Here is a 26,208-nt window from a genome sequence, read left to right as displayed (position 1 = left end):
AATGACAATGAAAAATATTAAAGATGCAAAAAATAATGTCAGCTTATCTCGACGTCGCTTTTTAGTTGGTACGGTTAGCGGTTCACTGTTAATGGCGTTTGCTCCACTAGTGAGCGCAGCGGGCTTAAGTACAAATGCACAAGAAACGCTGAAAAATAAATTATTTTCCCCAACAGTTTGGTTTGAAATAAACCCTTTAGGTGACATTAACATTAATATTGCTAAGGCAGAGATGGGCCAACATGTAGGCACGGCGCTAGCACGCGTTGTTGCTGACGAGTTAGGTGCTGATTGGTCTAAAGTGTCGATTACTCATGTAGATACTGATCCTAAATGGGGTTATATGGTCACGGGGGGGTCATGGTCTGTATTTCAATCATTTAAGCCACTTTCACAAGCTGGTGCTGCAGGTCGTATTGCTTTAATTGAAGCCGCAGCGAAAATATTAAATTGCCCAGTCGAAGAATGTAGAGTAGAAAATGGTGCTGTACATTACCAACAAAACTCAATTAGCTTTGGTGATATTGTTGCGAAAGGTTCGTTTAATCGTACCTTTACACCTGATGAAATTAACGCTTTGCCACTTAAACCAGCCAGTAAAAGAACGTTAGTAGGCAAACCTAGCTCAGCCCTTGATATTCCTTCTAAAACAAACGGGTCAGCCGTTTATGGTATTGATGTTGAATTGAAAGGTATGGTTTATGCGCGGCCTATTATTCCACCAACCCGATATGGCAGCAAAGTGATCAGTGTTGATGATAGCGCGGCACAGAAGATAAAGGGTTATCTGGGTTACCATATTTTACAAGACCCAAGTGAACTCATTCAGGGTTGGGTTGCTGTTGAGGCCGACAGTTATTATGTTGCGATTAAAGCGGCTGATGCTTTAAAAGTAACTTACCAAGCAGGAAAAACAGCAAAGGTTAGTGAGGAAGATATTCTCAAAGAAGGCGCGCGTTTAATTGCTGATGAGAGTGAAGGCGGCTTGTTTGTTAATGAGGGAGATTTCGCTGCAGCAAGTACTAAAGCAGAAAATTCTATCAATGCGGTTTATCGCACGCATACGGCTATGCATTTTGCATTAGAGCCAGTGAATGCAACCGTAGAAGAAAAAGAGGGTCGCTGGCATGTATATACTGGTAATCAATGGCAATCGTTAACTTTACCTGCGATAGCCAAAGCGCTACAAGTTTCTGACGAAAATATTGTTATGCATCAGCAATATCTCGGTGGAGGTTTTGGTCGTCGCTTATTCGGTGATTATGCGATACCTGCGGTATTAACCGCTAAAGCGATTGGCAAGCCAGTAAAAATGGTCTTTACTCGAGAAGATGACTCTAGATTTGATCAACCAAGGTCACCTTCAGTGGCCTCATTTAAAGCTATATTTGATCAGAAAAATGAACTTACCGGTATGGAACATACTTTTGCTGCAGGGTGGCCGACCTTATCAATGGCGCCAGGATTTATGCCCGAAAGCTTAGATAAAAAAATTCGTTTAGACCCTTTTTCAACTAGCGGTGCAGATCATTGGTACAGCATGGATAATCATCGTGTGCGAGCGATTAATAATAGCTTAGCACAACAAACTATTTTGCCCGGATTTTTAAGATCAGTAGGACAGGGCTGGATTGTTTGGGGGCTAGAATCATTTATTGATGAAATTGCCCATCAAGTAAAAGCGGATCCTATTGATTTTCGCTTATCTATGCTCGACGGATTAGGTAAACAAGCAGGTAAAGCACCTGAAAGTGTTGGAGGGGCTAAGCGATTAGCCAACGTACTAACTCTACTTCAGCAAAAAACCAACAAGGTTAAATTGGCAAAAAATGAAGCCATTGGTATTGCCGTAAGTGCTGGACAAGAAAGAACAATGCCGGCCTGGATGGCCTGTGCTGCACAGGTTCATGTAGAACCCAACTCTGGAAAGATAACCGTTAAAAAGCTCACTATGATCGTTGATGCGGGTGTTATTGTTCATCCTGATGGTGCCTTAGCACAAGTGCAAGGCTCGATGTTATGGGGAACAAGTTTAGCATTACACGAACAAAGCCCGATTGAAAATGGTCAGGTGAGTAACACCAATCTAAATACATACACGCCTTTACGCATGAATGATGTGCCTGAGCTAGATATTGAATTTGTCGAAAGTGAAGAGTTTCCTGTGGGGTTGGGTGAACCTGGGGTGGTAGCGATAGCGCCAGCGATCGCTAATGCTATTTTTCAAATAACAGGTGTAAGAGTACGAGATTTACCTATAACATCAGCAGCAATTATAAATGCTTAAGTGATAAGTTTTAATGCTTTAAGCAATCGGTTGAGAATAAACAAACATTTAATCTAGATCATGTTAAAGCCCTTAGTGTTGATAATAAGCACTAAGGGCTTTTATTAGCTTCACTTCTACTTTTTTACTGTCGCAGATTAAGGCTAATACAAGTGTAATGGGCTATTAAAGTTAAAGACTTAATATTTCTATTGAACGAAAACCTTATTGCGCCCAGACTCTTTTGCTTGATACAGGCATCGATCTGCTTGCTTAAGCATAACGTCTAAATCATATTCCCTGCCTTTTTTACAGTCAGCAAGTCCAACACTAATGGTGAAGTTTATCGAATCATCAGTATCAGTAATAATTACGTTTTGCTCTATAGTACTTCGAAACTCTTCGAGTTTGCCCTTGGCATTAAATAAATTTGAATCGGCTAATAATATACTAAATTCTTCACCACCTAATCGACCTACAATGTCGGAATCTCTAAAAGACTCACTCATTATTTCGGCGAAAATTTTTAATACTTTATCACCGATATGGTGGCCATAATTATCATTGATTTTTTTAAAGTGGTCGATATCGATCATTGCTAATGTAACTGGCTTTTCGTTTCTTTTTGAATAGCTTAGCAAAGCTTGGGCGGCTTCAAAATAGCCTCTTCTGTTCAATAGCGAAGTTAGCGGGTCACGAATACTAAGTTCTTTTAATTTGTTCTCTCGAGTCATTTGCTCGGTAATGTCTCGTTCTACTGCTGCAAAGTAGCAAACATCATCGAATTCACTTTTCATCGGCACAATATTCATATCTAACCAATATTCATCTCCTGATTTTGAGTAATTCAAAATTTTTGCCTTTACAGGTAATTGCTGAGATAACGCCAAGCGAATTTTATCAGTTGTTTCAACACTAGTATCAGGCCCTTGCAAAATTCGTGGTGTTTTGCCTAAGACTTCTTCTTTTGTGTATCCGGTTAATTCAGTAAAGGCTTTATTTACGTAAACAATTTTAGGGCCGTCATCTAGGATGGAAGAGGCCTCTGTTACCACAATAACGTCATTGGCGAGTTCAACGATATCTTCAAAAGGTATGATTTTTTTTTGTCGAGTAATGTCGACAAAACTGACGACTATTTGGTTGATATTTTGCTGTTCATCGAACTCTGGATAAGCGTTACACAACACCCAAGTGACTTTTTCAGAAGAGCTGTCTAAAATTCCTACTTCCAAGTTAGTTATTGGCTCTTTGGTTTTAATTACGCGGTTTACCGGAAAGCTATCCACACTTATTAACTGACTATGTGTATCTACAAATCGCCATTCAGGATCAAGTGCATCTTTTCCTAGCGCTTGGCTACTAGTCAACCGCAACAACTCTAAAGCTTTCGGGTTGGCATAAATTATTCGTGTGTCTTTATTGTGAACAACCACGCCAGTATGGAGATTTTCTAACAGGGCAGCGGGATCAAGTTGTGATAAATTCAATTATCTTTCCATAAATGTGGATGTTTATCGATAAAGTATAAAAAACCTGCATAACAGAGTCAATCTTTCAAAACTGAGTTAGCGGAAGAGTTTGCCGAGGTTCAAATACTAAACGTTGATAGCATAATTACTTCATTAGATACGAGCGAAGTTACGACAGAGGGAAAATCAGAATGCTTACGGAAATTTTCTTAGCCAGGCATCGATTGTAGTGGCATAGTTAATTTGGCCACCTAACTAGAGGTGTTGTTATCGTCTTGAAAACCAATGAATTTTTAATTCGTTATCATAAGGTGAGTAATATCGATTTCATGTGGCTTGCTATTACTATATTTACGATAAGTGCTTAATATTTATTTTTCTTTCAGTACTTAATTTTAATGAGCAATATGATATTAACCATGCCAGCATTAATAACCAAAGCTCGACAAAATTCACTCCACCTGAATGCTTTGTAGTGCTTTTTAGTGTTAAATCCATCGAGGTAATATTATTTTCTGTTGTTAAATCGAGAGTAGATGAGACAATAAATGCTTTTAGTTCTACGCTTTTAACGTTTAGTTCAGGGATTATTTCGATGTTTATTGTCCACTTATCTCCTACTGTAAGGCGTTCTAATGAACAATAAATAAGGCTATTAGTTACTTGGCATTGTCCCATACGTGAATTAACAGAGGCTATTCTTATCGAGTGAGGTAACGTAATAGTTAGCCGTAGTTCTAGAGCCGTTTTAGGACCTAGGTTTTCGATAACCGCTTGATTATTGACAATAGTTGACGAGGTAAATGTTTGTTCACCTTGCAGTGATAGCCTTAAGTCAGCTTTATTATTTCCAAAGTTACCTTGGCCATCATTTAATTGTGTTCTTACTCCAAAAAAGTCCGGTACTGTTTGTAGTAAATCTTTATAGCCGTCACCATTTAAATCGATTAGTTGTAATAATGCACCAGGTGAAGAAGTGGTTATTGAATCGGTTAACTGTAATTCACCCATGGTGCTTTGATATATTTGATGACCGCCATGGTTGTTAACGGAAACAATTTCTGTAATCGCACTTTCTGTTAATGAGCTAATGTATAGAGCATTACTGCTTACTTGTCCGAATTCATTTGTTTCATTAAATTGGCCTTCACCATCATTATAATAAACTTGATTTGCTGGAATTGTCGATAACGATGTTGATTCCACTTTATTGGCAAAAAGTATGTCGACATCTCCGTCTTGATCAATATCTGCGAGTGTTACCTGTTGACGCGCTTTACTCATTAAACTTTGATTGAGTGTTAATTGAAATTGAGAGTCAAACGCTGTAATTGTATCACTCAGTGGTTGATCAATAATCGTTTGGTTATTTAAATATACTAAGTTATTTCCGGTGGTGGTGGTGATTACCAAATCCGGTAATTCATCTTGGTTTAAATTGCTAATAGCAATATTTTTATAATCAGTCGATGGCCAACTCGCCACTAACGATAAGACATTTTTTGTATTGATACTGTATATAGCACTTTGGTTCATCCCTAACACCACAAGTTCGTTAATACCGTTCTTATCAAAATCGCTTAAGGCCAAGTCAAAGCCATTTTCAAAGGGCATAAACGCTATTTCTTGAATGTTACTTAAAACATCAAGTTGTATTATTCTAATTCCTAGCTCATCAAGTATGATAAGTTTCCTGTCGTGAATTAAAGCGGTTATTGGTGTATGACTGAGATTAAAACTTGCTCCGTGGATGAGTAGCCCATCAAGTTGACTAAGGTAAATACGACTTTGCTGGTTTTTTTCTGCGAGCATCAACACATCATCTTGTTGGCTATTATCAATGTCGCCAATTACAATATCTAAAACCTTTAGTTCACTTGCTATCCATTGAAATGTTTCATTGTTAATTTTTTTAGTGATACTTTGCTCGTATGATGCTTGATTGTTAGAGCTATCGCTGTCGTTTTCTACAATCGCTTCAGCCCAGAGGTAAATATCACCAATTTTACTACTGATGCCAGAAAGCTTAATGATTTTCTCTACTCCAACAGGCATAGATTCTACAGTACAGATTAGTGATAAGTTCACATCTGATGATGTTTCGACACAATATTGGTTCTCGGTAATAGTGAGGTCACCACTAAAATGTAGAGCCAGTGTGATGTTATCTCCTTGCTTACTTCCGATATTTTTCAATGTAACTTGATAATCGAGTATTTCATCAACGATCGATATTTGTGAATTAGCCTTAATGGCAACAGTGAGATCAGGTGCAAATTTAGGCAGCACCTTCAGTATAAAAGATTGCTGGTTGATAAGAGCGCTGTCATCTACTTGCAGTGTCACTAAACTTTCACCTAGATCTTCGTCAGTCGGACTTCCAAGTAAAATATTATTATTGAGAGTGAGCCAGGCAGGGCCACTGATCAGCGTTAAATGTAATTCATCGTTGTCAATATCAGAAGTTTCAATAGCAAAGCTATATTGTTCTTCAAGCCTAATTTCAGTTATTGGCATATTGTCAAATTGAGGAGGATCGTTAACATTAATAATGTTTATCGAAACGGTCGCTGTTGATGACGTGAGTTCGTTAACAGAGAGTTGGTAGGTAAAACTATCCGCACCAAAGTAGTTTTCAATAGGCGTGTATTGCAGCTTTTGATGTACTTGATTAAACTCTAGTTGGCCATGTTCAGGGAAACTTATAATCTGTATGTGTTCTTGTGTTAATGTCACCTCTGCAACATCATTTTCAAAAACATCAATAAGTAATACACTGTCTTCGTTACCACTTACAGTATCGTTATTTGCTTCAATTGCTTCATTGATATTTATTACTTCAATAGTAAAATTTTGTGCTGTTTTTAACCCCTCAAAATCCTCACTCTCTATACGAATGCTATAGGTGGATTGGATTTCAAAATTTAGCACTTCGGCACTTTGTAAATATTGTCCATTTATTGTGAAAGCCGCGTTATCATTATTACCCGTCTCTTCAACCAATGTATAAGTAAAACTATCATTAAAGTCGGGATCTGCAGTTGATAGCAGACCAATAACGGTAGAAATAGGCAGACTCTCTTCAATATAATTATTTGAAAGTGATATAGAAATTGGAGAGTCGTTAATATTAATAACAGAATTTGTAGCACTGCTGACAGGGGTTTCTGCACTGCCTTGGTCGTCGGTATAACTGGCGTTGACGGTTAAGGTTTGGCCGACATCGGCTTGTACGGTGGTGTAAGTTTGTGCCGTGCTAACCACCGTGGCGCCACGCAGCCATTGGTAGGTAATTACGCCAGAAACACCATCGATATCCGTGACGGTGGCGGTCAGTAACTGTCCTTGGTTTGGTGTGGTGTCATCAATGGTAATACTGCCAGTATTATTAGTGTTTGCCACAGTAATACTTTTTGTAACAGTATTACTGGCATCTAAGTCATCGTCGGTTAAAATAAGGCTGACAGTTCTGTTAAGCGTACTTGGACTGTTTGATATATTTTCAAAGGTAATATTTTTAATCAACGCGTTAATTGCGGTAATTGTCGCATTTGCATTAAAACTTATCACAAGTGGTGTACTACCGTTGTTGCCACCAGATGATGTCGCAATTAAGGTACCTTCATAGCTAACATTACCTGTCCCAGTATCAAAGCCAATTTCGCCACCGGCATTACCAATATTTTTAATGGATAATCGATCATTAGTGCTGCCATTTGCTGTAATATCTATACTCAGGTCGCCTAAGTCAAAATCGACAGAATCAAAATCGCTTGCGGTAGCTAAGTTATCAATTTGGACTGCACCATCACCTTCAGTATAATTTAACGCCGTACCAGTTATGGTTAACACTGAAGCAACATTACAATCGGAAGTTACATTGATGTTAGCACTTCCAGGGGTTGTACATAAGAAAGACCAATCGGCGCTATTATTGTCAGTATCGCTACCATCAGGAAAACGGCCGATACCACCAGAATTCATCGTTGAAAGATCAACAATGCCAGAGCCTGAGGTTTCAATATAGGGGGGAGAGCTATTACCCTCGTAACTTATCACATCTATAATTGTTGAATTTAATTTCAGAGCTATAGCATCAGGCGCCCCATTTTGAATTAAATTAATATCAATTGCATCGTCTTGATCACAGTTATTCACACGACTCGCATTACTACAAATAACATAATAATCGCCAGGAGCTAAAATAGTGTTGGGCAGAGTTAAGGTTTTGTATACGGTAGTTAAATTTTCATCATATAACTCAATTGTAAAATTACTTAAATTAATTCCTGCATCGCCAATATTTTTTAATTCGATAAATTCGTTGTTATCAGTACCCGGTTGATCGTAGTCAACTTCATTAATCACTAATGATAAATCATTAGTGATACGTTGAGCATAAATTTCAAATTCATCCACTAATGTTTGATTTTCACCTGACCAAACCACTAAGTATTCATTATTTTTTGGGTTATATAATACAGTCTGCTCTAACGCATCAAAATCAGCATCACCATCTGTTCCCATATTACTAATGCGAAAATCATTTGTACCTATTGCTAAACCACTACTTGCAATAAGCCTTTGACCGTAAATTTCAAATTCATCATCCACACTTGTGGCGCTGTCATCATCTCCATTCCAAACCACTAAGTATTCATTGTTAGCAGAGTTGTAAGTTGCAGCCGGAGCGAGAGCAAATATAGTGGTGCTGGTATCAGTGCCCATATCACTAATGCGAAAATCATTGCTACCCAACTCGACTGCTGTAGTCCCGGATAATCGTTGACCAAATATTTCAGTTTCACCGATAACTAAGGGTAATATATTATCTTCCCCTTCCCAAACGACGAGATATTCGTTATTAAAAGTGTTATAAGCTACATCTGGCTCAAAACCACTGTAAGCGCTTGAATTATCATCACCCATATCGCTAATTCTAAAATCATTATCACCTAGTTCATTGGTGCCAAGCGTTGTGCCAGATGAGCCATCAATACGTTGTCCATAAATTTCAAATTCATTGGAAAGTGCTTGATTTTCTCCCGCCCAAACTACCAAATACTCATTATCTGTTGTATTGTGTGTTACCGCTGGGCGTAGAGCATCAAAGTCAGCATCACCATCATTACCCATATCACTTATGCGAAAGTCATTGCTACCAATTTCTGCGCCTGTGGTACTTAATATTCTTTGACCGTATATCTCAAATTCACTTGCTACCAAGGTCCCTGTATTGTCACTTCCTTCCCAAACTAATAGGTACTCGTTATTGATTGCGTTATAAGTAACATCAGGGTTGAATGCAGAGTAATTTACACTGCCATCAGTGCCCATATCTGAATATATAAAGGGGAAAAATGGTGTAGTTCCTGTTGCAGCAACAACATAATTACAGTGAATTTCAAGCTCTTCATTAACTTTAGGTGCACTATCATCATCACCACTCCAACAAACAAGATATTCATCTTCGGCACTACTGTAGGCAATAGTAGGAGTATTTGCTCTGTAAGTGGTATCACCGTCAGGCCCCATTTCACTGATTCTTATACGGGAGCCGACAAGCGCTCCTGTTTCAGCATTTATGCGTTGGCCAAATATTTCTATTTCTTGGTCAACTAGTGGCAAGGTATCATCATCGCCTTCCCAAACGACTAAATACTCATTTAAACTACTGTTGTAGGCAATAGCAGGGTTATCAGCAGTATAACCAGTAGAACCATCAGGCCCCATAGTGCTGACTCTAAAGTCGTTAGTACCTACTTCAGGATCGATTAATACAGGGTAACTTGCGTTAGCTAAAGCTTCACCATCAACAATAATACGTGAATAATGCTCACCGATTTCCATTGTGGCAGCAAGCTCAAGCCCATTAGCGTCAAATACAGTTACATCGCCCAGGCTAACTACGCCTTTATCGTTTTGCCATAACCAGCCATTTGTTGTGTCAATAAATGTACCTGAAGAATTAATACGACCTTCTATTTCTAGTGATTTACCATTTAACGCTAATGGTGCCGGAATAATAAATTGCTGTTCTATACTTTGGGCCTTAGCAATGTATTGCTCAATAATGGGACCACGATAGTAACGAATATCTCGTTGATTAAAGGCTTCAGGTGCCGCGGATAAATTGATTGGCTCTACGATATTGGTTTTTGTTAATGTCCAGTCCCAAGTTGGGCCGTCTTTGAGGGAGTTGAACTTCCAACCTTTATTTGAAAAATCGGCGTCGAAAGTATCATTTTTAATTTGAAATTTTTGTCCAGTTTGTATTCTTTGGTTGAGCGCTATTGAAATAGCTTTTGCACTGTCTAGTTCTATTTTGTTGGCTACAAGCTGCTTAGCATCAGAACTAATTGATAAAATGGGAGTAATAGATAGCATTGCCCAAAAAACAAATAAAAATAATTTGCGAGAGACATGAGTTGCTGAAAAATAGAACTTATTCGTACAAAGGAAAAAGGTCAAATTTACTTTACTACTTTTAATAAGAAAAATATCGATATAACGAACATTAATAATACAATTTTTATATCGCTTGTTCTATATAAAATTATTTGTGCAAATCGAGTATAGTTTAATTCGCGAGCAATAATGAAATTAAAAGTAGTTCAGGGAATATGTATTTAATATTATAATCTTAAATAATAACACCGTCGGAAACTACATCAGGTAATTTAAAGATATTCTTTAAAAGATTCATTAAACCACCCACAATAACTTGCTGATATTTTGAACAAAAACTACACTTGATTTATCCTTTTTAAGTGTGGTGATTGATATGCCTAAGCCTCGTTCACAGCAAATCAGTTTTTCCGATACGCCCTATTATCATATTTACAGCAGAGCCGTTCGCAAAGCCTTTTTATGTGGTGTGGATAAAGAAACCGGTGTCAGTTATGAGCACAGGCGTCATTGAATTGAGAAGCGCATTTTTCAATTATCTCAGGTATTTTTCATTGATATTTGCACTCATGCCCTAATGCATAATCACTTACATCTAGTACTGCATGTTGATAGTGAACAAGTGAAAAGTTGGTCTACGCTATAGGTACTTTCCCGTTGGCATAAGTTGTTTAAAGGCGCCATTTTGACCAGTAAATATCAGCGAGACAATCATTAACTAAATTCGAGATGGAAATGGTTGAAGAAACAGCGCTGATTTATAACCAACGCTTAATCGATATCAGTTGGTTTATGCGTGCTTTAAACGAGCCGATTGCCCGACAAGCGAACAAAGAAGATAAGTGCTCAGGTCATTTTTGGGAAGGACGTTTCAAATCACAAGCACTACTCGATGAAGGAACATTACTGTCTTACATGGCATATGTTGACTTAAACCCTGTACGTGCCGGGATTGCACCTACTCCTGAGCAGTCAAGCTACACCAGTATTCAACTACGTATCAAAGCCGCGATAAAAGTCGAACAACCGACAGCGTTATTAGTTTTTACAGGCAATGGCCATGAAAACAAAATATCAGGTATTTCCTTTAGCTTAAAAGATTACTTAACGTTGGTGGGTGAAGCAGGCAGATTGATTAGAGAAGATAATCGCGGTGCAATAAATGCTAAAAGCGAACAAAAAAACACTGTCAAGGCTTCAGAACAGTGATGAAAGCTGGCTAAAACTTACCACTAATTTTGAAGGTATATTCACCGGCGCTGTAGGGACAGCAGAGCATTTGTGTGAATTTACTGAACATGTCGGCTTAAAACGCACACACGGCATCGCGAATGAACAAGCTTGTTTGAATAGCGCTTAAAAACTGAACTATATACCAATCAAAATAAGGCTATCTTCGTATAGAGTTTAAAACTTGCATGAAATTCAGCGGTTTAGGATAAATTCATGATAATCATTACTAAACTACTTATTTACCAAATAAATGAGTTTATTGGATTATCTGTAGATTACCCTATATGTGCTTGGTTATTGTGCAAGTTATTATGGGTGGCATAGTTGAGTACTTGTTCTTCACGGTGGTATTTAGGATCAATACCTTGAGCTAACAGCTCTTTGGTTTTTTTCTTAACTCTCTTGCTTGTGCAGTGATAAGGCAGGGTATGAGCCAAAACTGATATTAGCCCGTTTTTTTGTTATTGGTCGATAATAATTAAACAAACAAAGCTTTGAGCCTTTGGGTTTGACTCGCAAAGACTATCCATCACCATCAACAAGGTTGTACTCTTTGTCTTTTGGTTTAGCTTGTTTTATTTCCGTATTTGTTAAGGGTTTTGTTGTTCTAGCCATTTTAGTAACACCAAAGTTAGTAACATTAGGTACGTGTTACTATCAATGTTACTAAAGATTTGAGATTTAGCAAGACGCTCTCAGAATTGTACAGGTATGTTTTCTAAGTTTTTATTAGGCTGTATATGGTGTTTGGGATAATTTTAGACTGTATGAGAGTAGTAGATGGTGGCCCCTCCCTGACTTGAACAGGGGACCTGCCGATTATGAGTCGGATGCTCTAACCAACTGAGCTAAGGGGCCATCTTGTTAATCTGCTCTGATAAACGCGAAAGGTTAATCAAAAGCGGCGGGAAGTATAAGCATTTTTTATTTTGTTGTCACCATTATAAAGTTAAAAAACCTGATAAAAGAGTCTGATAGTTCAATAGTTGAGCGATTTGCTGTTTCGCTAATCGCTCAACTGGCTTTATTGCTTATTTTATTTGTTTTCTAGTTAATAACACCAGCATAAAGATGACGAAATATCCGATTGAACCACTACCCGAAGACTTATCTGCTGTTAGTGGTATTGGCATTCCCGCTGGCATTGCTATAACCGTTAGTGTGATTGTGTCACTGGTCGATAGTCCTTTAGAGTCAGTGGCGGTGAATGAAAGCGTTATATTACCGGCTGTTGATGGGGCTACAAAGCCTGCTACTAAAGTGTCGGCGTTAGTTAAATTGATACTAGTTCCAGCTGTTTGTTGCCACAAGTAAGTCATGGGGTCATTTTCATTATCCGCTGCTGTTGCAGTTACGCTAACCGTTGCAGCGGTGTTTACTTCACTATTTTCAGCTAAAGTTACTATGGGGGCTGTATTACTATCGTCATCTGAAATAGTTACTGTGTACTGGGTATTTACACCTAGATTACTACCATCAACCGCTGATAAGGCAATGGTGAAATTCTCATTAATTTCACTTTCAGTGTCATCAATAATCACAATTTGAATGTTTTTTTCTGTTGAGTCACCATCTGGCCAATTTACGGTGCCTGAAGCTGATTCAACATCTTCACCAATAATGGCTGTGCCAGAGCTTAATAAATACGAAACAGACACTGCTCCTGTCGAGCTTCCTTGACGTGCAAGTGCTATATCTAGCGTGCCTTGGTTTTCAGCTACGGTTGTTTCAGATGTGGTGAATGACAATGAACCACTGTCGATAAGGCCGTCAATATTAACCGTTAGGTAACTATTACTACCGAGTGTGGCGCTATTGCTTGGTTGGCTTAAACGTACAAAAAATTGCTCTTGAAACTCTTCACCCGTTGAGTCACTGGCAATATCGATATTGATAGTTTTATCGGCTATGTCATTGGCAGCCCAAGTTAATGTGCCAGCTACTGGCGTGTAGTCGCTATTTTCTTTTGCACTACCGGGTAATAGCTGGTAATTAATGGCTATGGCCTGATCAGGGTTGCTAGCGCTACTACGTTGCACGTTAACTGTTAGGGTTTCACCTTGGTTAGCTGTTATGGCTTTATTAGTAAAGGTTACTTTGCCTTGGCTAGATTCATGTGTACGGTCTTTTAAAATGTATAAACCGCTGCCAATGTCACTCACTAAAATATTACCTGAGGGTAAAAAGGGGTAAGTACCCCAAGCGCCGTTAAAACCGGCGTTATTCGACGGTGTATAAGTGTCGAAAAAACCAACGTCGACTGGATTTGCAGGATCAGTAATATCTAATACGGTTAAGCCGCGTTCATAGTTTGACATGTAATATCGGTTACCACGAACAAAGCCATTATGATCAATCGCGCGAGTTGGGCCGGTCCATTGACCCACTTGTGTCGGGTTATTAAGATCAGCAATGGAGAAAATACGCACGGTAGAGTTTAAGCCACCGTCTTTCTCATCAAATTCATCATGTAAGAATATATGCTGTTTATCTTCCGTACCCCACCCCGAGTGCACATATTGATTACTTTTTGCCACATCGTTATATTCACCTGTGCCAAGTAGGGTTGTGGCAGAAGCATCTGTGATATTCCAAAGTTTCATTTCCTTTTCATTAAAATCAATGAAAACAGTACAGCTATCTCCTCGGGTGTTACATTGGCTTTCCTTTCGACTATCGGTAATGTTTAGTGAAGCGCCATCGTGAGTGTAACCTGAGCCAAAATAATTATTAGATAATGGCGTTAATGTCGCAGGATTTTTTAATGAATAACTGTGAAAGGCGCCACCAAACTTGTTACTACCAATAAGTTGTAAGCTAGGTGTTAAGCCAGGTAAAGCAATGTTAAGCGTGTGATCAACATTGGTAATGTAAACATTATGCGCTTTAGTCACAACTCTATTCTTCTCGACTAAATTAACTGAGTTAGGTAGTTGGTTGAGGTTAATAATAGTTACGTAATCGGTTGCGCTATCGACAGTGGCGTAAGCGTAGGCTTGCCATGCATTGATACTGCTATCAAAATATTGATAAACTTTGATATCGCGCCAGCTAGAGTTAAGGCCTGATATGGTGCCAACTTCTTCAGGGTTCTCTGGGTCAGTAACATTAACTACGGCAACGCCATTGCGCAAACCTATCAAGGCATATTCATCACCGGTATTTAAATCTACATGACCCCAAATATCGTTAGCAGCATTTGGCTTACTAGAAAATTCATTTAAGGGCATATGGGCAAGTAAATCGATATTGTTACAAGCAAAGCTACCTGCTGAGCCGTCAACACAATCGACCCCCGTCTGCTTTTGACTTAAGGTATAGTAACTATCGAGTTTGCTCTGTAGTGCATTGCCTTCAGGACTGTTATTGGCAAATAGCGATTTACCGTCAGCTAGAACAACAAAACCTTGCTGACGTAAGGGCTCGGCCATATCTGCTGGAATATTTTTCAACTCTGTCGGGTTGGTATCTGGGCTTTGGCTTTGAAAGTGGTCAAAGCGATTGTAGCCACCAAAAATCGGTACTAAAGCACTTTTTAAATAGAATAACTCTTCACTGGAATTAACCGTATATTCACCAGCAGAAACTAATATTTTATCGCCTTTATTCGCTTGTTTAACAGCATAAGCAATAGTTTTACAAGGTCTTAGTACCTGATCGCATTTTCCTGTGTCTTTGCCTTTTTTTGCAACAAAACGTGCTTTGTCGTGTTCTGAGTGGGCAAATGTTAGGTGGCTATAAAGCATGGTCACCAACACTACAAAAATCCATGTTATACGCAACATCAGATAGTCCTTATGTTAATAAAATGTTATATATTACTTTAACGCATTTGAATTGTTTTTTAAATAATTGCTTTCTAACCGCTAGAGTTTTTAACTTGTATGAAAAAACTTATATTTATAGCCTTAATGACCTTGAAGTGGAGTTTATGTTAAGTAATAAGCAGTATGTATATTCAGCCGCATTTATTATTTTCCTCAGTGTGTCTGGATATTTTTTTAGCTTTACGTCGTCGAGTAATCCGCAGATTAATGTGCAGTTACTATGGCAGAACGATGTACTTGACTGCCAAATACCATTTGATACTGGCGAGGTAAATAAAACCTGGTTTATTGAACAATTTCAATTTTTTATTAGTGACGTTCAATTAGGTTCAGATAAAACGGGTTGGCAAAAGCTTAATTTAGCGCAAAACCCTTTTCAAGCCCATGATACGGTTTTGCTTGGCACTAACTGCCCCTCTGTTAAGCAGCAAACGGGCTCAATTAAAAACAGTAATTGGATTATCGAGCTTGAACCTATCTCTGGTGCTAGTATCAATGAAAATAGCGCCATTCGCTTTACACTTGGCGTGCCTTTTAAGGTCAATCATTTAAACCCCATTAGTCAAAAAAGCCCGTTAAATTTACCGTCAATGTTTTGGGTTTGGCAAACTGGCCATAAATTTATGCGACTTGAGCTTGCCACTAATAATGAGCAATGGTTATTTCATTTGGGCTCGACAGGCTGTAAATCAGCCAGTGTTATGCGAGCGCCTGAACAAGGCTGTCGATATCCAAATACTTTCTATTTTGATTTACCTATAGCTAAAGGTGAGGGTAACCAACTGGTACTCAATCTTGACTTAGCTGCTCTGTTGAAAAATGTTGACTTAACGGCGTCATCAAGCTGCCAATCAGAACAAGATCAAGATAGCTGTCAGCAATTATTTAAAAACTTAGCTTTTGATAATAAAACTAAAGGTACAACAATTGTTTCAAGTGTATTTGAGGCGATAACAATTAAGTCTGAAAGTGAAAAAAAAGATGTTGAATAGATTTATAGCTACGACAATATGCTTAGCTTTAACTGCCATGCTTTTTGGCTGTGATAACGCTAAAAAGTTAGATGTTAGCTATAAATGGCCTATTATTGATGGGTTTCCTAAGCCACAAGTACCAACAAATAACCCGATGAGTCATGAGAAAGTTGCGTTAGGAAAACAACTGTTTTTTGATAAAAACCTATCAGCTAACAAGCAGCAATCTTGTGAAAGTTGCCACCTACAACAATATTCATTTTCAGAGCCATTGTCGGTATCTGTTGGTTCAACAGGTGTATTACATCGCCGTAATGCACCCGCTCTAGTCAATATCGCTTATAATAAAACCTTAACCTGGGCTCATTATGGCATTACGTCGCTTGAGCGACAAATATTGCTGCCTATGTTTGATGAATCACCTATTGAACTTGGCATAACCGGACATGAAGCCGAAGTGCTTGCACGCTTTAAAACGCAAGAATATCTGCAGGCTTTTAATTTGGCCTTTCCAAGACAGCCAGTTAGTTTTGAGCTGATAGTAAAAGCTTTAGCGAGTTATGTGCGCAGTTTAATTTCATTAAATTCACCTTTCGATAAATATGCTTATTTAAGTGATGATGATGCTATTTCTGCTGCTGCTATTCGAGGCATGAACTTGTTTTTTTCTGAGCGTTTAGAATGTCATCACTGTCATGGAGGTTTTAATTTTACGCAATCAACAGGTCATGAACAGCAGCTGATTGATCGCAGGCCATTTCACAATACGGGTTTGTATTATGTTGAAATAAATAAAGGTGAATTTGGTTATCCTAGCAAAGATATCGGACTCGCTGATATATCTACCTTAGCAAAAGACAATGGCCGTTTTCGCGCGCCCACGTTACGAAATATTCGCCATTCTGCACCTTATATGCATGATGGTAGTGTTGCGACACTTGCTGAGGTTATCGATATTTATGCTGCCGGTGGGCGTAATATAAAAGGTGGTCAATATAAAGGAGATGGCAGAGCCAACCCAATGAAAAGTCAATTTGTTAAGGGTTTTGAATTAACGCCCCAGGAGAAACAAGATTTGTTAGCGTTTCTAGATACCTTAACCGATGAAACGTTTTTAACATCACCAGAACATGGCATGAATAAAAAAGAATAGTACGCAGCTACTATCTGGCTCATGAATGTTGTGTACGTTAAATTTAAGCTAAAAAAAATCCAGCACGTAGCTGGATTTTTATATAATTAATTCGATAAAATTAATTACTCACCGTCTAAGAAACTTTTTAGTTGCTCTGAGCGTGAAGGGTGGCGCAATTTGCGTAATGCTTTTGCTTCAATTTGACGAATACGTTCACGTGTTACATCAAATTGTTTACCTACTTCTTCAAGGGTATGATCAGTGTTCATGTCGATACCAAAGCGCATTCTTAATACTTTTGCTTCACGCGCTGTTAAACCAGCTAATACTTCATGTGTCGCATCTTTCAAGTTTTCAGCAGTTGCAGAATCAACCGGTAATTCACCGCTACCATCTTCAATAAAGTCACCTAAGTGAGAATCTTCATCATCACCAATTGGCGTTTCCATTGAAATTGGCTCTTTTGCGATTTTTAACACTTTACGAATTTTATCTTCTGGCATAATCATGCGTTCAGCTAATTCTTCAGGTGTTGGCTCGCGACCCATTTCTTGTAACATTTGACGTGAAATACGATTAAGTTTGTTAATCGTTTCAATCATATGTACTGGAATACGGATAGTACGCGCCTGATCAGCAATTGAACGAGTAATAGCTTGGCGTATCCACCAGGTAGCATAAGTTGAAAACTTATAACCACGACGGTATTCAAACTTATCAACTGCTTTCATCAAACCAATGTTACCTTCTTGAATTAAATCCAAGAACTGTAAACCACGGTTGGTGTATTTTTTCGCGATTGAGATAACTAAACGTAAGTTAGCTTCGACCATTTCTTTTTTCGCACGACGAGCTTTCGCTTCACCGATCGACATACGACGGTTAATGTCTTTTATGCCGTGAACGTTAAGATAGGTTTCTTCTTCTAACATGTTCAGTTTGTAGATACAGCGCTCAACATCTAATTCGATGTCAGCCATTTTCTTTGAGTGAGGTAGGCCAGCTTCTTTTTGTTCTTCAAACCAACTTTTCGAGGTTTCATTACCCGGAAATATTTTGATGAAGGTAGTTTTTGGCATACCTGCACCAACCACACAGTGTTTCATGATTAAGCGTTCTTGAACACGTAAACGGTCCATAACACTACGCATGTTTTTCACTAGGCGATCAAATACTTTTGGTACGATTCTAAATTCTTTGAATACTTCAGCTAAAGCATCGATGGCCGCTTGTGCATCAGCATGACCACGGCCTTTCTTTTTAATGACTTTATTAGCAAACTCGTATGCTGTGCGCAAAGCAGTGAATTTTTCACGGGCTTCTTCAGGACAAGGACCAGTGTCTTCTTCTTCCTCGTCTTCCTCATCAGATTTATCTTCGTTAGCTAATTCTTCTTTAGAAAGCTCAGATCCGATATGAGTCGCTGCCGCTGGAATTTCTTCATCTTCAGCATCAGGGTCTAAAAAGCCAACGATAATATCGCTTAAGCGTACTTCTTCGGCTTCAAAATTATCCCATTGCTCAAGCAAGTAATTAATTGCTGGCGGATATTCAGAAACAGAACGTTGTACTTCTTTGATACCTTCTTCGATGCGTTTGGCGATTACAATTTCGCCTTTACGCGTCAATAGCTCTACCGTACCCATTTCACGCATATACATGCGAACGGGATCTGTAGTACGACCGATTTCACTTTCAACGGTAGCAAGTGCTTGCGCAGCAGCTTCAGCAGCATCTTCATCAGTATTTGCTTCACTCATCATTAACGTATCGTTATCAGGAGCGTTTTCAAACACCTGAATACCCATGTCGTTAATCATTCGAATGATATCTTCAACTTGATCTGAATCGATAATATCCTGAGGGAGATGATCGTTAACTTGTGCAAAAGTTAAATAACCTTGCTCTTTACCTTTGATTATTAACTCTTTAAGTCTAGATTGCGGGGCTTGATCCATTGACGAGTGTCCACCTATTTATGGCTATCAAAATTACAACAGTTAGCCGGAAATTATAGCGAAATATTTACTAAATTACCAGCGATAAACTGCGCTTCTGTTTGTGCTAAATCTAATTTGAACGATATTGTTTCTAAGCGCTAAGTAAACCGTGCAATTCTTGCTTTTCGGTTAACGTTAAGCCGCCGTTACGTTCTTTTTCTAATAATTGCTCTGTGCGTTGTTCAATAAAAACATTTAAAAAGTTTTCAATTAAATCTAAAAACATGCTTTCGGCGTTTTCTGCTTCGACATGATGTTCTAAACACATCAATTTTGTTAATTGTTTTCCGGCTTCCTGGCCTCTAAAGTGCTCAATTAATTGTGCACTATTTACCTTTGGATTTTTCTTACACAATGCTAACAGTGTATTTAGCAAAGGAATACCTGGCATATTCAATTCATTTAAAATTGCCGGGTCGGGTAATATTTCTACTATATGGGGATGCTCAAGCAATAATGCAATAGCGAGTCTCACTGGGGTGATTTTAGGTCGCTTAGCTTTGGCTTTATTTTCAGTGACGTTAGCAAAGTTTTTATGTAATTTTTTTAATTGCATTTCATTACTTGCACCAAATTGATTTGCTAGTTTGGTCACAATTGCGTCTTTTAGATTACTTTCAGGCAATTTGGCTAAATAAGGTTGAAAAGCTCCAATTGCAGCCCCTTTTCCTTCGGGAGAGCTCATGTCAATTTTACTTAATAAGTGCTCAAACAAAAATTGCGATAACGGTGTGGCATTATCTAATATTTGTTCAAAAGCGGCTTGGCCTTGCTCTCGTATCATTGAGTCAGGGTCTTGTCCGTCAGGTAAAAACACAAATTTTAAGCTGTAACCATCTTGAATCAAAGGCAAGGCATTATCCATTGCACGCCATGCGGCGTCGCGGCCTGCTCGGTCGCCATCGTAACAGCAAATAACTTCTTTTACGGTACGAAATAAGGTTTGTAGTTGCTCGGGTGTTGTTGCCGTGCCAAGTGAGGCAACTGCGTAATCAACACCATGTTGAGCAAGTGCAACTACATCCATATAGCCTTCAACCACGACTAAACGAGTTAGTTGCTTAATGGCTTGTTTTGCTTCAAATAAGCCATAGAGTTCTTGGCCTTTATGATAAATACGCGTTTCTGGTGAGTTAAGATATTTAGGTGTGCCGTCACTTAGTACTCGACCACCAAACCCAATAACGCGTCCACGTTTATCACGAATAGGAAATTGAATACGGCCTCTGAATCGGTCATAAGGTTTATTTTTATCACCTTGAATGGCCATACCTAAATCAACAAGTTGTTGATTTACTGGACCACTGCGGCCAAAGACTTTCATCATGCCATCCCAGGCATCACTGATGTAGCCAATACCAAAGCGTTTAACTATTTCGCCGCTTAAGCCTCGACCTTTTAGATAATTTATTGCTACATCTTTATCAGCGGCTACTTTTAATTGTTGTTGAAAAAACCGGCTGATTTGCGCCATTAATTCATAGTCGTCTTGTTTTTGTATGTAGGCTTTTTGATCTTGTTTTTGTTGTGCTGGTGAACGGGTATTTTGTTCGCGTGGCACGTCCATATTGTAATGGGAAGCCAACTCTTCTATTGCGTCTGGAAACTCTAAACGGTCGAACTCCATCAAAAACGAAATGGCATTACCATGTTCACCACAACCAAAGCAGTGATAAAATTGTTTATCTTGGCTAACGCTAAAAGAGGGCGATTTTTCAGTATGAAATGGGCAGCAAGCTTGGTAATTTTTACCCGCTTTTTTTAGTGGTACGCGAGAATCTATCAATTCGACAATATCAGCTCTTGCCAATAAGTCATCAATAAACTGTCGAGGGATCATACCAGCCATAAATACCATTATTTCTAGATAAAGCACTATTTTACACAATTAATATTGGGAGAATAGTAACTTTGTGTGTGCTAGTTAAAATAAAACCGCGAGGCCAAGGCTATCGCGGTTTATATTCAGAATGAACATTGAAGTTCAAAAGGAAGATTAACTAACTGTTTAAAATTGCTCTAACTTGGCCGCTTACTGCGCCCATGTCGGCTTTACCTTGCATTAGCGGCTTTAACACCGCCATAACTTTACCCATATCAGCCATTGAGGCTGCATCGGTATCAGCAATAGTTTTTGTAATCAGTTGGTTAATTTCATCTGCTGATAATGGTTGCGGAAGAAAATATTCTAAGGCGATGATTTCTGCAGCTTCTTTAGCTGCTAATTCATCACGACCACCTTCAGTAAACATTTTGATAGATTCTTTGCGCTGTTTAACCATTTTGGTTAACAAGGCAATGACATTTTCATCAGTTGCTTCTGTATTGTGATCAATTTCTGCCAGTTTTATCGCAGAAAGTGCCATACGAATTACGCCAAGACGAAGTTTGTCTTTGGCACGCATGGCATTTTTCATTTCATCTTTAAGTTGGCTAAGTAGACTCATATTTAATTTACGTTTAAGTTAACTCAGTTGACTCAGGATTAACTAAGGTATTCTTAGTACATGCGAACGCGACGAGCGTTCTCACGAGAAACTTTTTTAGCTGCACGTTTTACTGCTGCTGCTTTTTTACGCTTACGTTCCCAAGTCGGCTTTTCGTAAGATTCGCGACGGCGAACTTCTGAAAGGATACCTGCTTTTTCACATGAACGTTTGAAACGACGTAGTGCAACGTCAAATGGTTCGTTTTCTCTTACTTTAATTACTGGCATGTACTGTTTTACCTTAGTTAGAAATCTATATTAAATCGGTGTCTGATTTCAGCCGGATGGCCTCATCTTCACCCACTCTATTAAAAATTGGTGACGTATTCTAATGCGAACGCTATAGAAATGTAAAGTAGTAATCAATTTTTCAGCTGTTTTATTGTATAAATTGTTGCCGAAATAGTTACCGTGGTATTTACATTGTAAGGAACTGGCTTATTTTGAGTCATTAATTATAAGTTATAATGGTAGTCTTAAAGCCGGCCTTAAAAATATTTTAGCTATCTTTATACGCTATAAATTGAAAGTTGCTTGGTGCATAGGTAAAATCATCAGCCAAATGATGGCTGCTTTCTTAATGCTAGTAATTAGTCGACTTCTTATATTGATGTAACCCTGCTAGGTAAATAAAAGCTATGCGAATTTTAGGAATTGAAACCTCTTGTGATGAAACAGGTATTGCCATTTATGATGATGGAAAAGGTAATTTACCCGAAGGCATAGTTGCTCACAGATTATATAGTCAAATCGCAGTTCATGCCGATTATGGTGGAGTAGTGCCTGAGTTGGCATCACGTGATCATGTTCGTAAAACGATTCCCTTAATCAAGGAAGTACTTGCTGATGCTAACTTAACACCGGCTGATTTAGATGGCGTTGCTTATACTGCAGGACCTGGCTTAGTTGGCGCTTTATTAGTCGGCTGTTCAATTGGTCGTAGTTTGGCTTATGGCTGGAACTTACCCGCCGTACCTGTACATCATATGGAAGGACATTTATTAGCACCAATGCTGGAAGAAAATGCGCCTGATTTTCCATTCGTGGCTTTATTGGTGTCGGGCGGCCACACCATGTTGGTGCGCGTTGACGGAATTGGTCACTATGAATTATTAGGCGAATCTGTCGATGACGCTGCAGGTGAAGCCTTTGATAAAACTGCCAAGTTACTCGGGCTTGATTACCCTGGCGGACCGGTATTAGCGAAAATGGCAGAAAGTGGTCGAAAAGGCCGTTATAAGTTCCCGCGGCCTATGACGGATAGACCAGGGTTAGACTTTAGCTTTAGTGGTTTAAAAACTTCAGCCGCTAATACTATTCGTAAAGAAGAAAAAGAAGAATTAACACCTGAGCAAAAAGCGCAAACACAAGCTGATATTGCTTATGCTTTCCAAGAAGCGGTAGTTGATACCTTAGCAATTAAATGTAAAAGAGCATTAAAACAATGCGATTTAAATCGTTTAGTGATTGCCGGTGGTGTTAGTGCTAATACAGCGTTAAGAGAGAAGTTAGCAGAGATTACTAAGAAGCTAGGTGGTGAAGTATTCTACCCTAGACCTGAGTTTTGTACTGATAATGGTGCCATGATTGCCTACGCAGGATTACAGCGTTTAAAAGCCGGTGTGGATACAGATTTAACCTTTAAAGCCACGCCGCGCTGGCCATTAGATACCTTAGAGCCAATTTAATATACCTGATACAAGATGAAGTTATTTTTTAGTAAAAGATATTTTTGACTCTGTGCCTTGTATCAACCGGATAATATTATCTTTATGTCGAAAGATGATCAGCCCAGATAACATTAAAACAGGGTAGACATAAATAGGTTTTAATAACCAAGTATAGATGGGTGCCATTGATACGGTAACAATGGCTGCTAGGCTTGAATATCTTGTAACTTTAGCGACTAATAACCAGGTTAAAATAAGCAATCCACCTAAGTCCAAACCAATAGGTAATAGTACTCCAAACGCAGTCGCAACGGCTTTTCCACCGGCAAAATTAAAAAATATTGGGTACATGTGTCCCAAACAAGCCGCGACAGCAATAACGCCTAAATATAACGGTTCTAAGCCTAAGAAATAGCCACCCCATACCGGTAATGTGCCTTTGAGTATGTCAAAAACAAGAACTGCTGCGGCAACAAACTTATTACTAATGCGTAACACATTTGTTGCACCCGGGTTTTTTGAACCTGCAGAACGAGGATCAGGTAAACTCAGTAGTTTGCAAAGTAAAATGGCACTCGAAATTGAACCTACTAAGTAAGCCATAATCACCATTAAAAATGTTACAAATAAACTAGTGATACCCAATTCCTCCAGCAAAAACTATAAAAATAATCTTTTTGTTTTTAGCTTTTTGCCATTGTAGCGTGATGTTTACTAGTTTTTCTAGACCTGCACAGGTAAACTCGCCATTTATTTTGTAAAGCAAGTTGTGGCGATTGTTTGTTCTATCTCAATTAACGCAATGGCTAAAGTAACAAACCAGGTAAGGGTTTTAGTGTGGATAAAGTCTATATTGAAGGATTAACCTTTCAAACAACCATTGGTTTTTATCAGTGGGAAAAAGAAATAAAGCAAACACTTGTCGTTGATTTAGCCATGGGTTGGAATACAGCACAAGCAGCAGAAAATGATGAGTTAGCTAAAACGCTTGATTATGCAGCAATCTCTGAAGCTGTAGTCGAGTTTGCCAACGCAAATCCTGTTGATTTAATTGAAACTCTTGCTGAACGTATTGCTGCATTTCTTATCGATAAATATCAAATTCCTTGGTTGCGCTTAAAATTAATGAAACCAACCGCGGTGCATAATGCAACGACAGTGGGTGTTGAAATCGAGCGTAGTCAACAGCAATCAGATCAAATATTGTAATGGCTGAAATTTATATTTCACTTGGTAGCAACATTCATCGTCAACATTATATTGAACAAGGGCTTAATGCGTTAACTGATACCTTTGGCGCATTAAAACTGTCTTCCTTATTTGAAAGTGAGGCTGTAGGTTTTGCAGGTAAAGCCTTTTATAATATGGTGGTTGGGCTAAATACAGAGCTCAGCTTGGCTGAAGTTGCTGCAACATTGCGCAAAATAGAGTTCGCCAACGGCCGAAGCCAAAACGCAAAGAAGTTTAGTCCGCGAACATTAGATTTAGATTTATTACTTTATGATGATGTTATTGCTGAAGTACCCGCGCAAATACCTCGTGATGAAATTACCAAAAATGCTTTTGTATTGTGGCCGTTAGCTGAGGTTGCGGGGCATTTAACTCATCCGATTATTGGCCAAAGTTATTTAAAATTATGGCAACAATACGATAAAAACCAACAACAGATAAAAAAAGTGCCTTTAGTTTGGGCAAGAATAAATAGGGTGAAATAATTAATATGAGCACAATTGACGTTTTTATTTTAGCGATAATTCAAGGTTTAACCGAATTCTTGCCAATTTCGAGTTCGGCGCACTTAATTTTACCCTCGGCTATTTTAGGCTGGAAAGATCAAGGCATAGCATTTGATGTTGCCGTGCATGTTGGGACGTTAATGGCGGTAGTGCTGTATTTTCGTAAAGAAGTGGGCAGTATGGCTGTGGCTTGGTTTGGCACTTTAAAAGGTGAGCGAAATAATTTCGATGGCAAATTAGCTTGGTGGATTATTTTTGCCACTATCCCTGCTGGCTTATTTGGTTTATTGGGCAAAGACTTTATTGAAGAGCACTTGCGTAGTGCACTTGTTATTGCCGCAACAACGCTATTATTCGGCTTTTTGCTTGGCTTTGCAGACATTAAAGCTAAACAAAACAAGAGTATTGAAAACTTAGGTTTTAAAGGCGCTATGCTCATTGGCCTCGCTCAGGCCATCGCGTTAATTCCGGGGACATCGCGCTCAGGTATCACCATGACTATCGGTTTGATGTTAGGTTTAAGCAGAGAAAATGCTGCCCGTTTTTCTTTTTTATTATCTATTCCTGCTATTGCCATGGCAGGCAGTTATTTAACCTTGAAGTTAATTCTAGAAGCTGAAGCAGTAGATTGGTCAGCAATGGGCTTGGGCAGTGCTCTGGCGTTTGTTAGTGCTTATGCTTGTATTCATTATTTTCTTATTTTAGTAAATAAAATAGGCATGATGCCCTTTGTAATTTATCGACTCATTCTTGGTGCTGGTCTGCTTTGGTTTGTGCTTGGATAATTGCTACAATAGTCAAAATTTATAAACGCGTTTTGGCGCGTTTTTGTTATATTCATAACCAAATGTAAGCGCATTTGGTATTACTTTATCTAATAGGGCGATAGCATTTCAAACGAATTCATTCTCGTTAAGTGATCAATAAGTGAGTCCAATGGGTATAATATATGTCAGGACTTTATTAAAGTCGTCAATATGCTTAGCGTTAACCGATAGT

General features: G+C 38.7%; 15 protein-coding genes, 1 tRNA gene and 1 pseudogene. 8 read left to right on the top strand and 9 right to left on the bottom strand.

Going from position 1 to position 26,208, the window contains the following annotated elements:
- Window position 1 precedes the first annotated feature (1 nt).
- Entirely contained in the window at window positions 2–2,287 is a 2,286-nt protein-coding gene (locus H4J38_RS02010) for a xanthine dehydrogenase family protein molybdopterin-binding subunit (protein ID WP_182128958.1), read from the top strand.
- 188 nt (window positions 2,288–2,475) lie between these two features.
- Here H4J38_RS02010 and H4J38_RS02005 read toward each other — a convergent pair whose 3' ends face one another.
- Window positions 2,476–3,756, bottom strand: coding sequence for a sensor domain-containing diguanylate cyclase (locus H4J38_RS02005; RefSeq protein ID WP_182128956.1), 1,281 nt, complete (start codon window positions 3,754–3,756; stop codon window positions 2,476–2,478).
- Between the two features lie 333 nt (window positions 3,757–4,089).
- Complete coding sequence (locus tag H4J38_RS02000) at window positions 4,090–10,125, bottom strand: lamin tail domain-containing protein (RefSeq protein WP_182128954.1); 6,036 nt, start codon at window positions 10,123–10,125, stop codon at window positions 4,090–4,092.
- A gap of 397 nt (window positions 10,126–10,522) precedes the next feature.
- On the opposite strand from H4J38_RS02000, the pseudogene H4J38_RS01995 reads away from it, so the two are divergent.
- A pseudogene (locus H4J38_RS01995) lies at window positions 10,523–11,506 on the top strand (transposase).
- A gap of 654 nt (window positions 11,507–12,160) precedes the next feature.
- Here H4J38_RS01995 and H4J38_RS01985 read toward each other — a convergent pair.
- Window positions 12,161–12,237 (bottom strand) — tRNA-Ile (locus tag H4J38_RS01985).
- Between the two features lie 173 nt (window positions 12,238–12,410).
- Window positions 12,411–15,164 carry a choice-of-anchor B family protein gene (locus H4J38_RS01980; RefSeq protein ID WP_182128952.1) on the bottom strand — a complete coding sequence of 918 codons (2,754 nt, stop codon included), beginning with the start codon at window positions 15,162–15,164 and terminating at the stop codon, window positions 12,411–12,413.
- Between the two features lie 146 nt (window positions 15,165–15,310).
- On the opposite strand from H4J38_RS01980, the gene H4J38_RS01975 reads away from it, so the two are divergent.
- Window positions 15,311–16,198 carry an MbnP family copper-binding protein gene (locus H4J38_RS01975; RefSeq protein ID WP_182128950.1) on the top strand — a complete coding sequence of 296 codons (888 nt, stop codon included), beginning with the start codon at window positions 15,311–15,313 and terminating at the stop codon, window positions 16,196–16,198.
- Entirely contained in the window at window positions 16,188–17,333 is a 1,146-nt protein-coding gene (locus H4J38_RS01970) for an MbnH family di-heme enzyme (protein ID WP_182128948.1), read from the top strand. The genes H4J38_RS01975 and H4J38_RS01970 overlap by 11 nt, the downstream gene beginning before the upstream one ends.
- A 104-nt stretch (window positions 17,334–17,437) precedes the next feature.
- On the opposite strand, the gene rpoD is transcribed toward H4J38_RS01970, so the two are convergent.
- The 4 genes from rpoD to rpsU all read right to left on the bottom strand — a co-directional run bounded on the left by rpoD (window position 17,438) and on the right by rpsU (window position 22,031).
- Complete coding sequence (gene rpoD / locus H4J38_RS01965; protein WP_182128946.1) at window positions 17,438–19,273, bottom strand: RNA polymerase sigma factor RpoD; 1,836 nt, start codon at window positions 19,271–19,273, stop codon at window positions 17,438–17,440.
- Window positions 19,274–19,406: 133 nt separating this feature from the next.
- The gene (dnaG, locus tag H4J38_RS01960; protein WP_182128944.1) at window positions 19,407–21,164 is read right to left on the bottom strand and encodes a DNA primase; all 1,758 of its coding nucleotides are present in this window, start codon (window positions 21,162–21,164) and stop codon (window positions 19,407–19,409) included.
- A 151-nt stretch (window positions 21,165–21,315) separates the two neighbouring features.
- On the bottom strand, window positions 21,316–21,762 hold the full coding sequence (locus H4J38_RS01955) for a GatB/YqeY domain-containing protein (protein WP_182128942.1): 447 nt from the start codon (window positions 21,760–21,762) through the stop codon (window positions 21,316–21,318).
- A 53-nt stretch (window positions 21,763–21,815) separates the two neighbouring features.
- Window positions 21,816–22,031, bottom strand: a complete 216-nt coding sequence (gene rpsU, locus H4J38_RS01950) for a 30S ribosomal protein S21 (protein ID WP_011045067.1) — start codon at window positions 22,029–22,031, stop codon at window positions 21,816–21,818.
- Between the two features lie 410 nt (window positions 22,032–22,441).
- On the opposite strand from rpsU, the gene tsaD reads away from it, so the two are divergent.
- Window positions 22,442–23,491, top strand: coding sequence for a tRNA (adenosine(37)-N6)-threonylcarbamoyltransferase complex transferase subunit TsaD (gene tsaD / locus H4J38_RS01945; RefSeq protein ID WP_182128940.1), 1,050 nt, complete (start codon window positions 22,442–22,444; stop codon window positions 23,489–23,491).
- 21 nt (window positions 23,492–23,512) lie between these two features.
- Here the strand turns inward: tsaD and plsY are convergent, their stop codons facing one another.
- Complete coding sequence (gene plsY, locus H4J38_RS01940) at window positions 23,513–24,085, bottom strand: glycerol-3-phosphate 1-O-acyltransferase PlsY (protein WP_182130076.1); 573 nt, start codon at window positions 24,083–24,085, stop codon at window positions 23,513–23,515.
- Between the two features lie 225 nt (window positions 24,086–24,310).
- Between plsY and folB the strand changes: the two genes are divergently transcribed.
- From folB to H4J38_RS01925, 3 genes are read left to right on the top strand one after another with little or no spacing between them, the layout of a single operon-like run.
- A complete protein-coding gene (gene folB, locus H4J38_RS01935; RefSeq protein WP_182128938.1) occupies window positions 24,311–24,682 on the top strand; it encodes a dihydroneopterin aldolase in 372 nt (123 codons plus the stop codon).
- Entirely contained in the window at window positions 24,682–25,188 is a 507-nt protein-coding gene (gene folK, locus H4J38_RS01930) for a 2-amino-4-hydroxy-6-hydroxymethyldihydropteridine diphosphokinase (RefSeq protein ID WP_182128936.1), read from the top strand. Before folB ends, folK begins: the two co-directional genes overlap by 1 nt.
- Before the next feature lie 5 nt (window positions 25,189–25,193).
- Window positions 25,194–25,994, top strand: a complete 801-nt coding sequence (locus tag H4J38_RS01925; protein WP_182128934.1) for an undecaprenyl-diphosphate phosphatase — start codon at window positions 25,194–25,196, stop codon at window positions 25,992–25,994.
- Window positions 25,995–26,208: the final 214 nt, after the last annotated feature.

Origin of the sequence: Colwellia sp. BRX10-3 (assembly GCF_014077505.1) — a bacterium.
GTDB lineage: Bacteria > Pseudomonadota > Gammaproteobacteria > Enterobacterales > Alteromonadaceae > Cognaticolwellia.
This window is presented reverse-complemented; position numbering and strand designations above follow the sequence as displayed.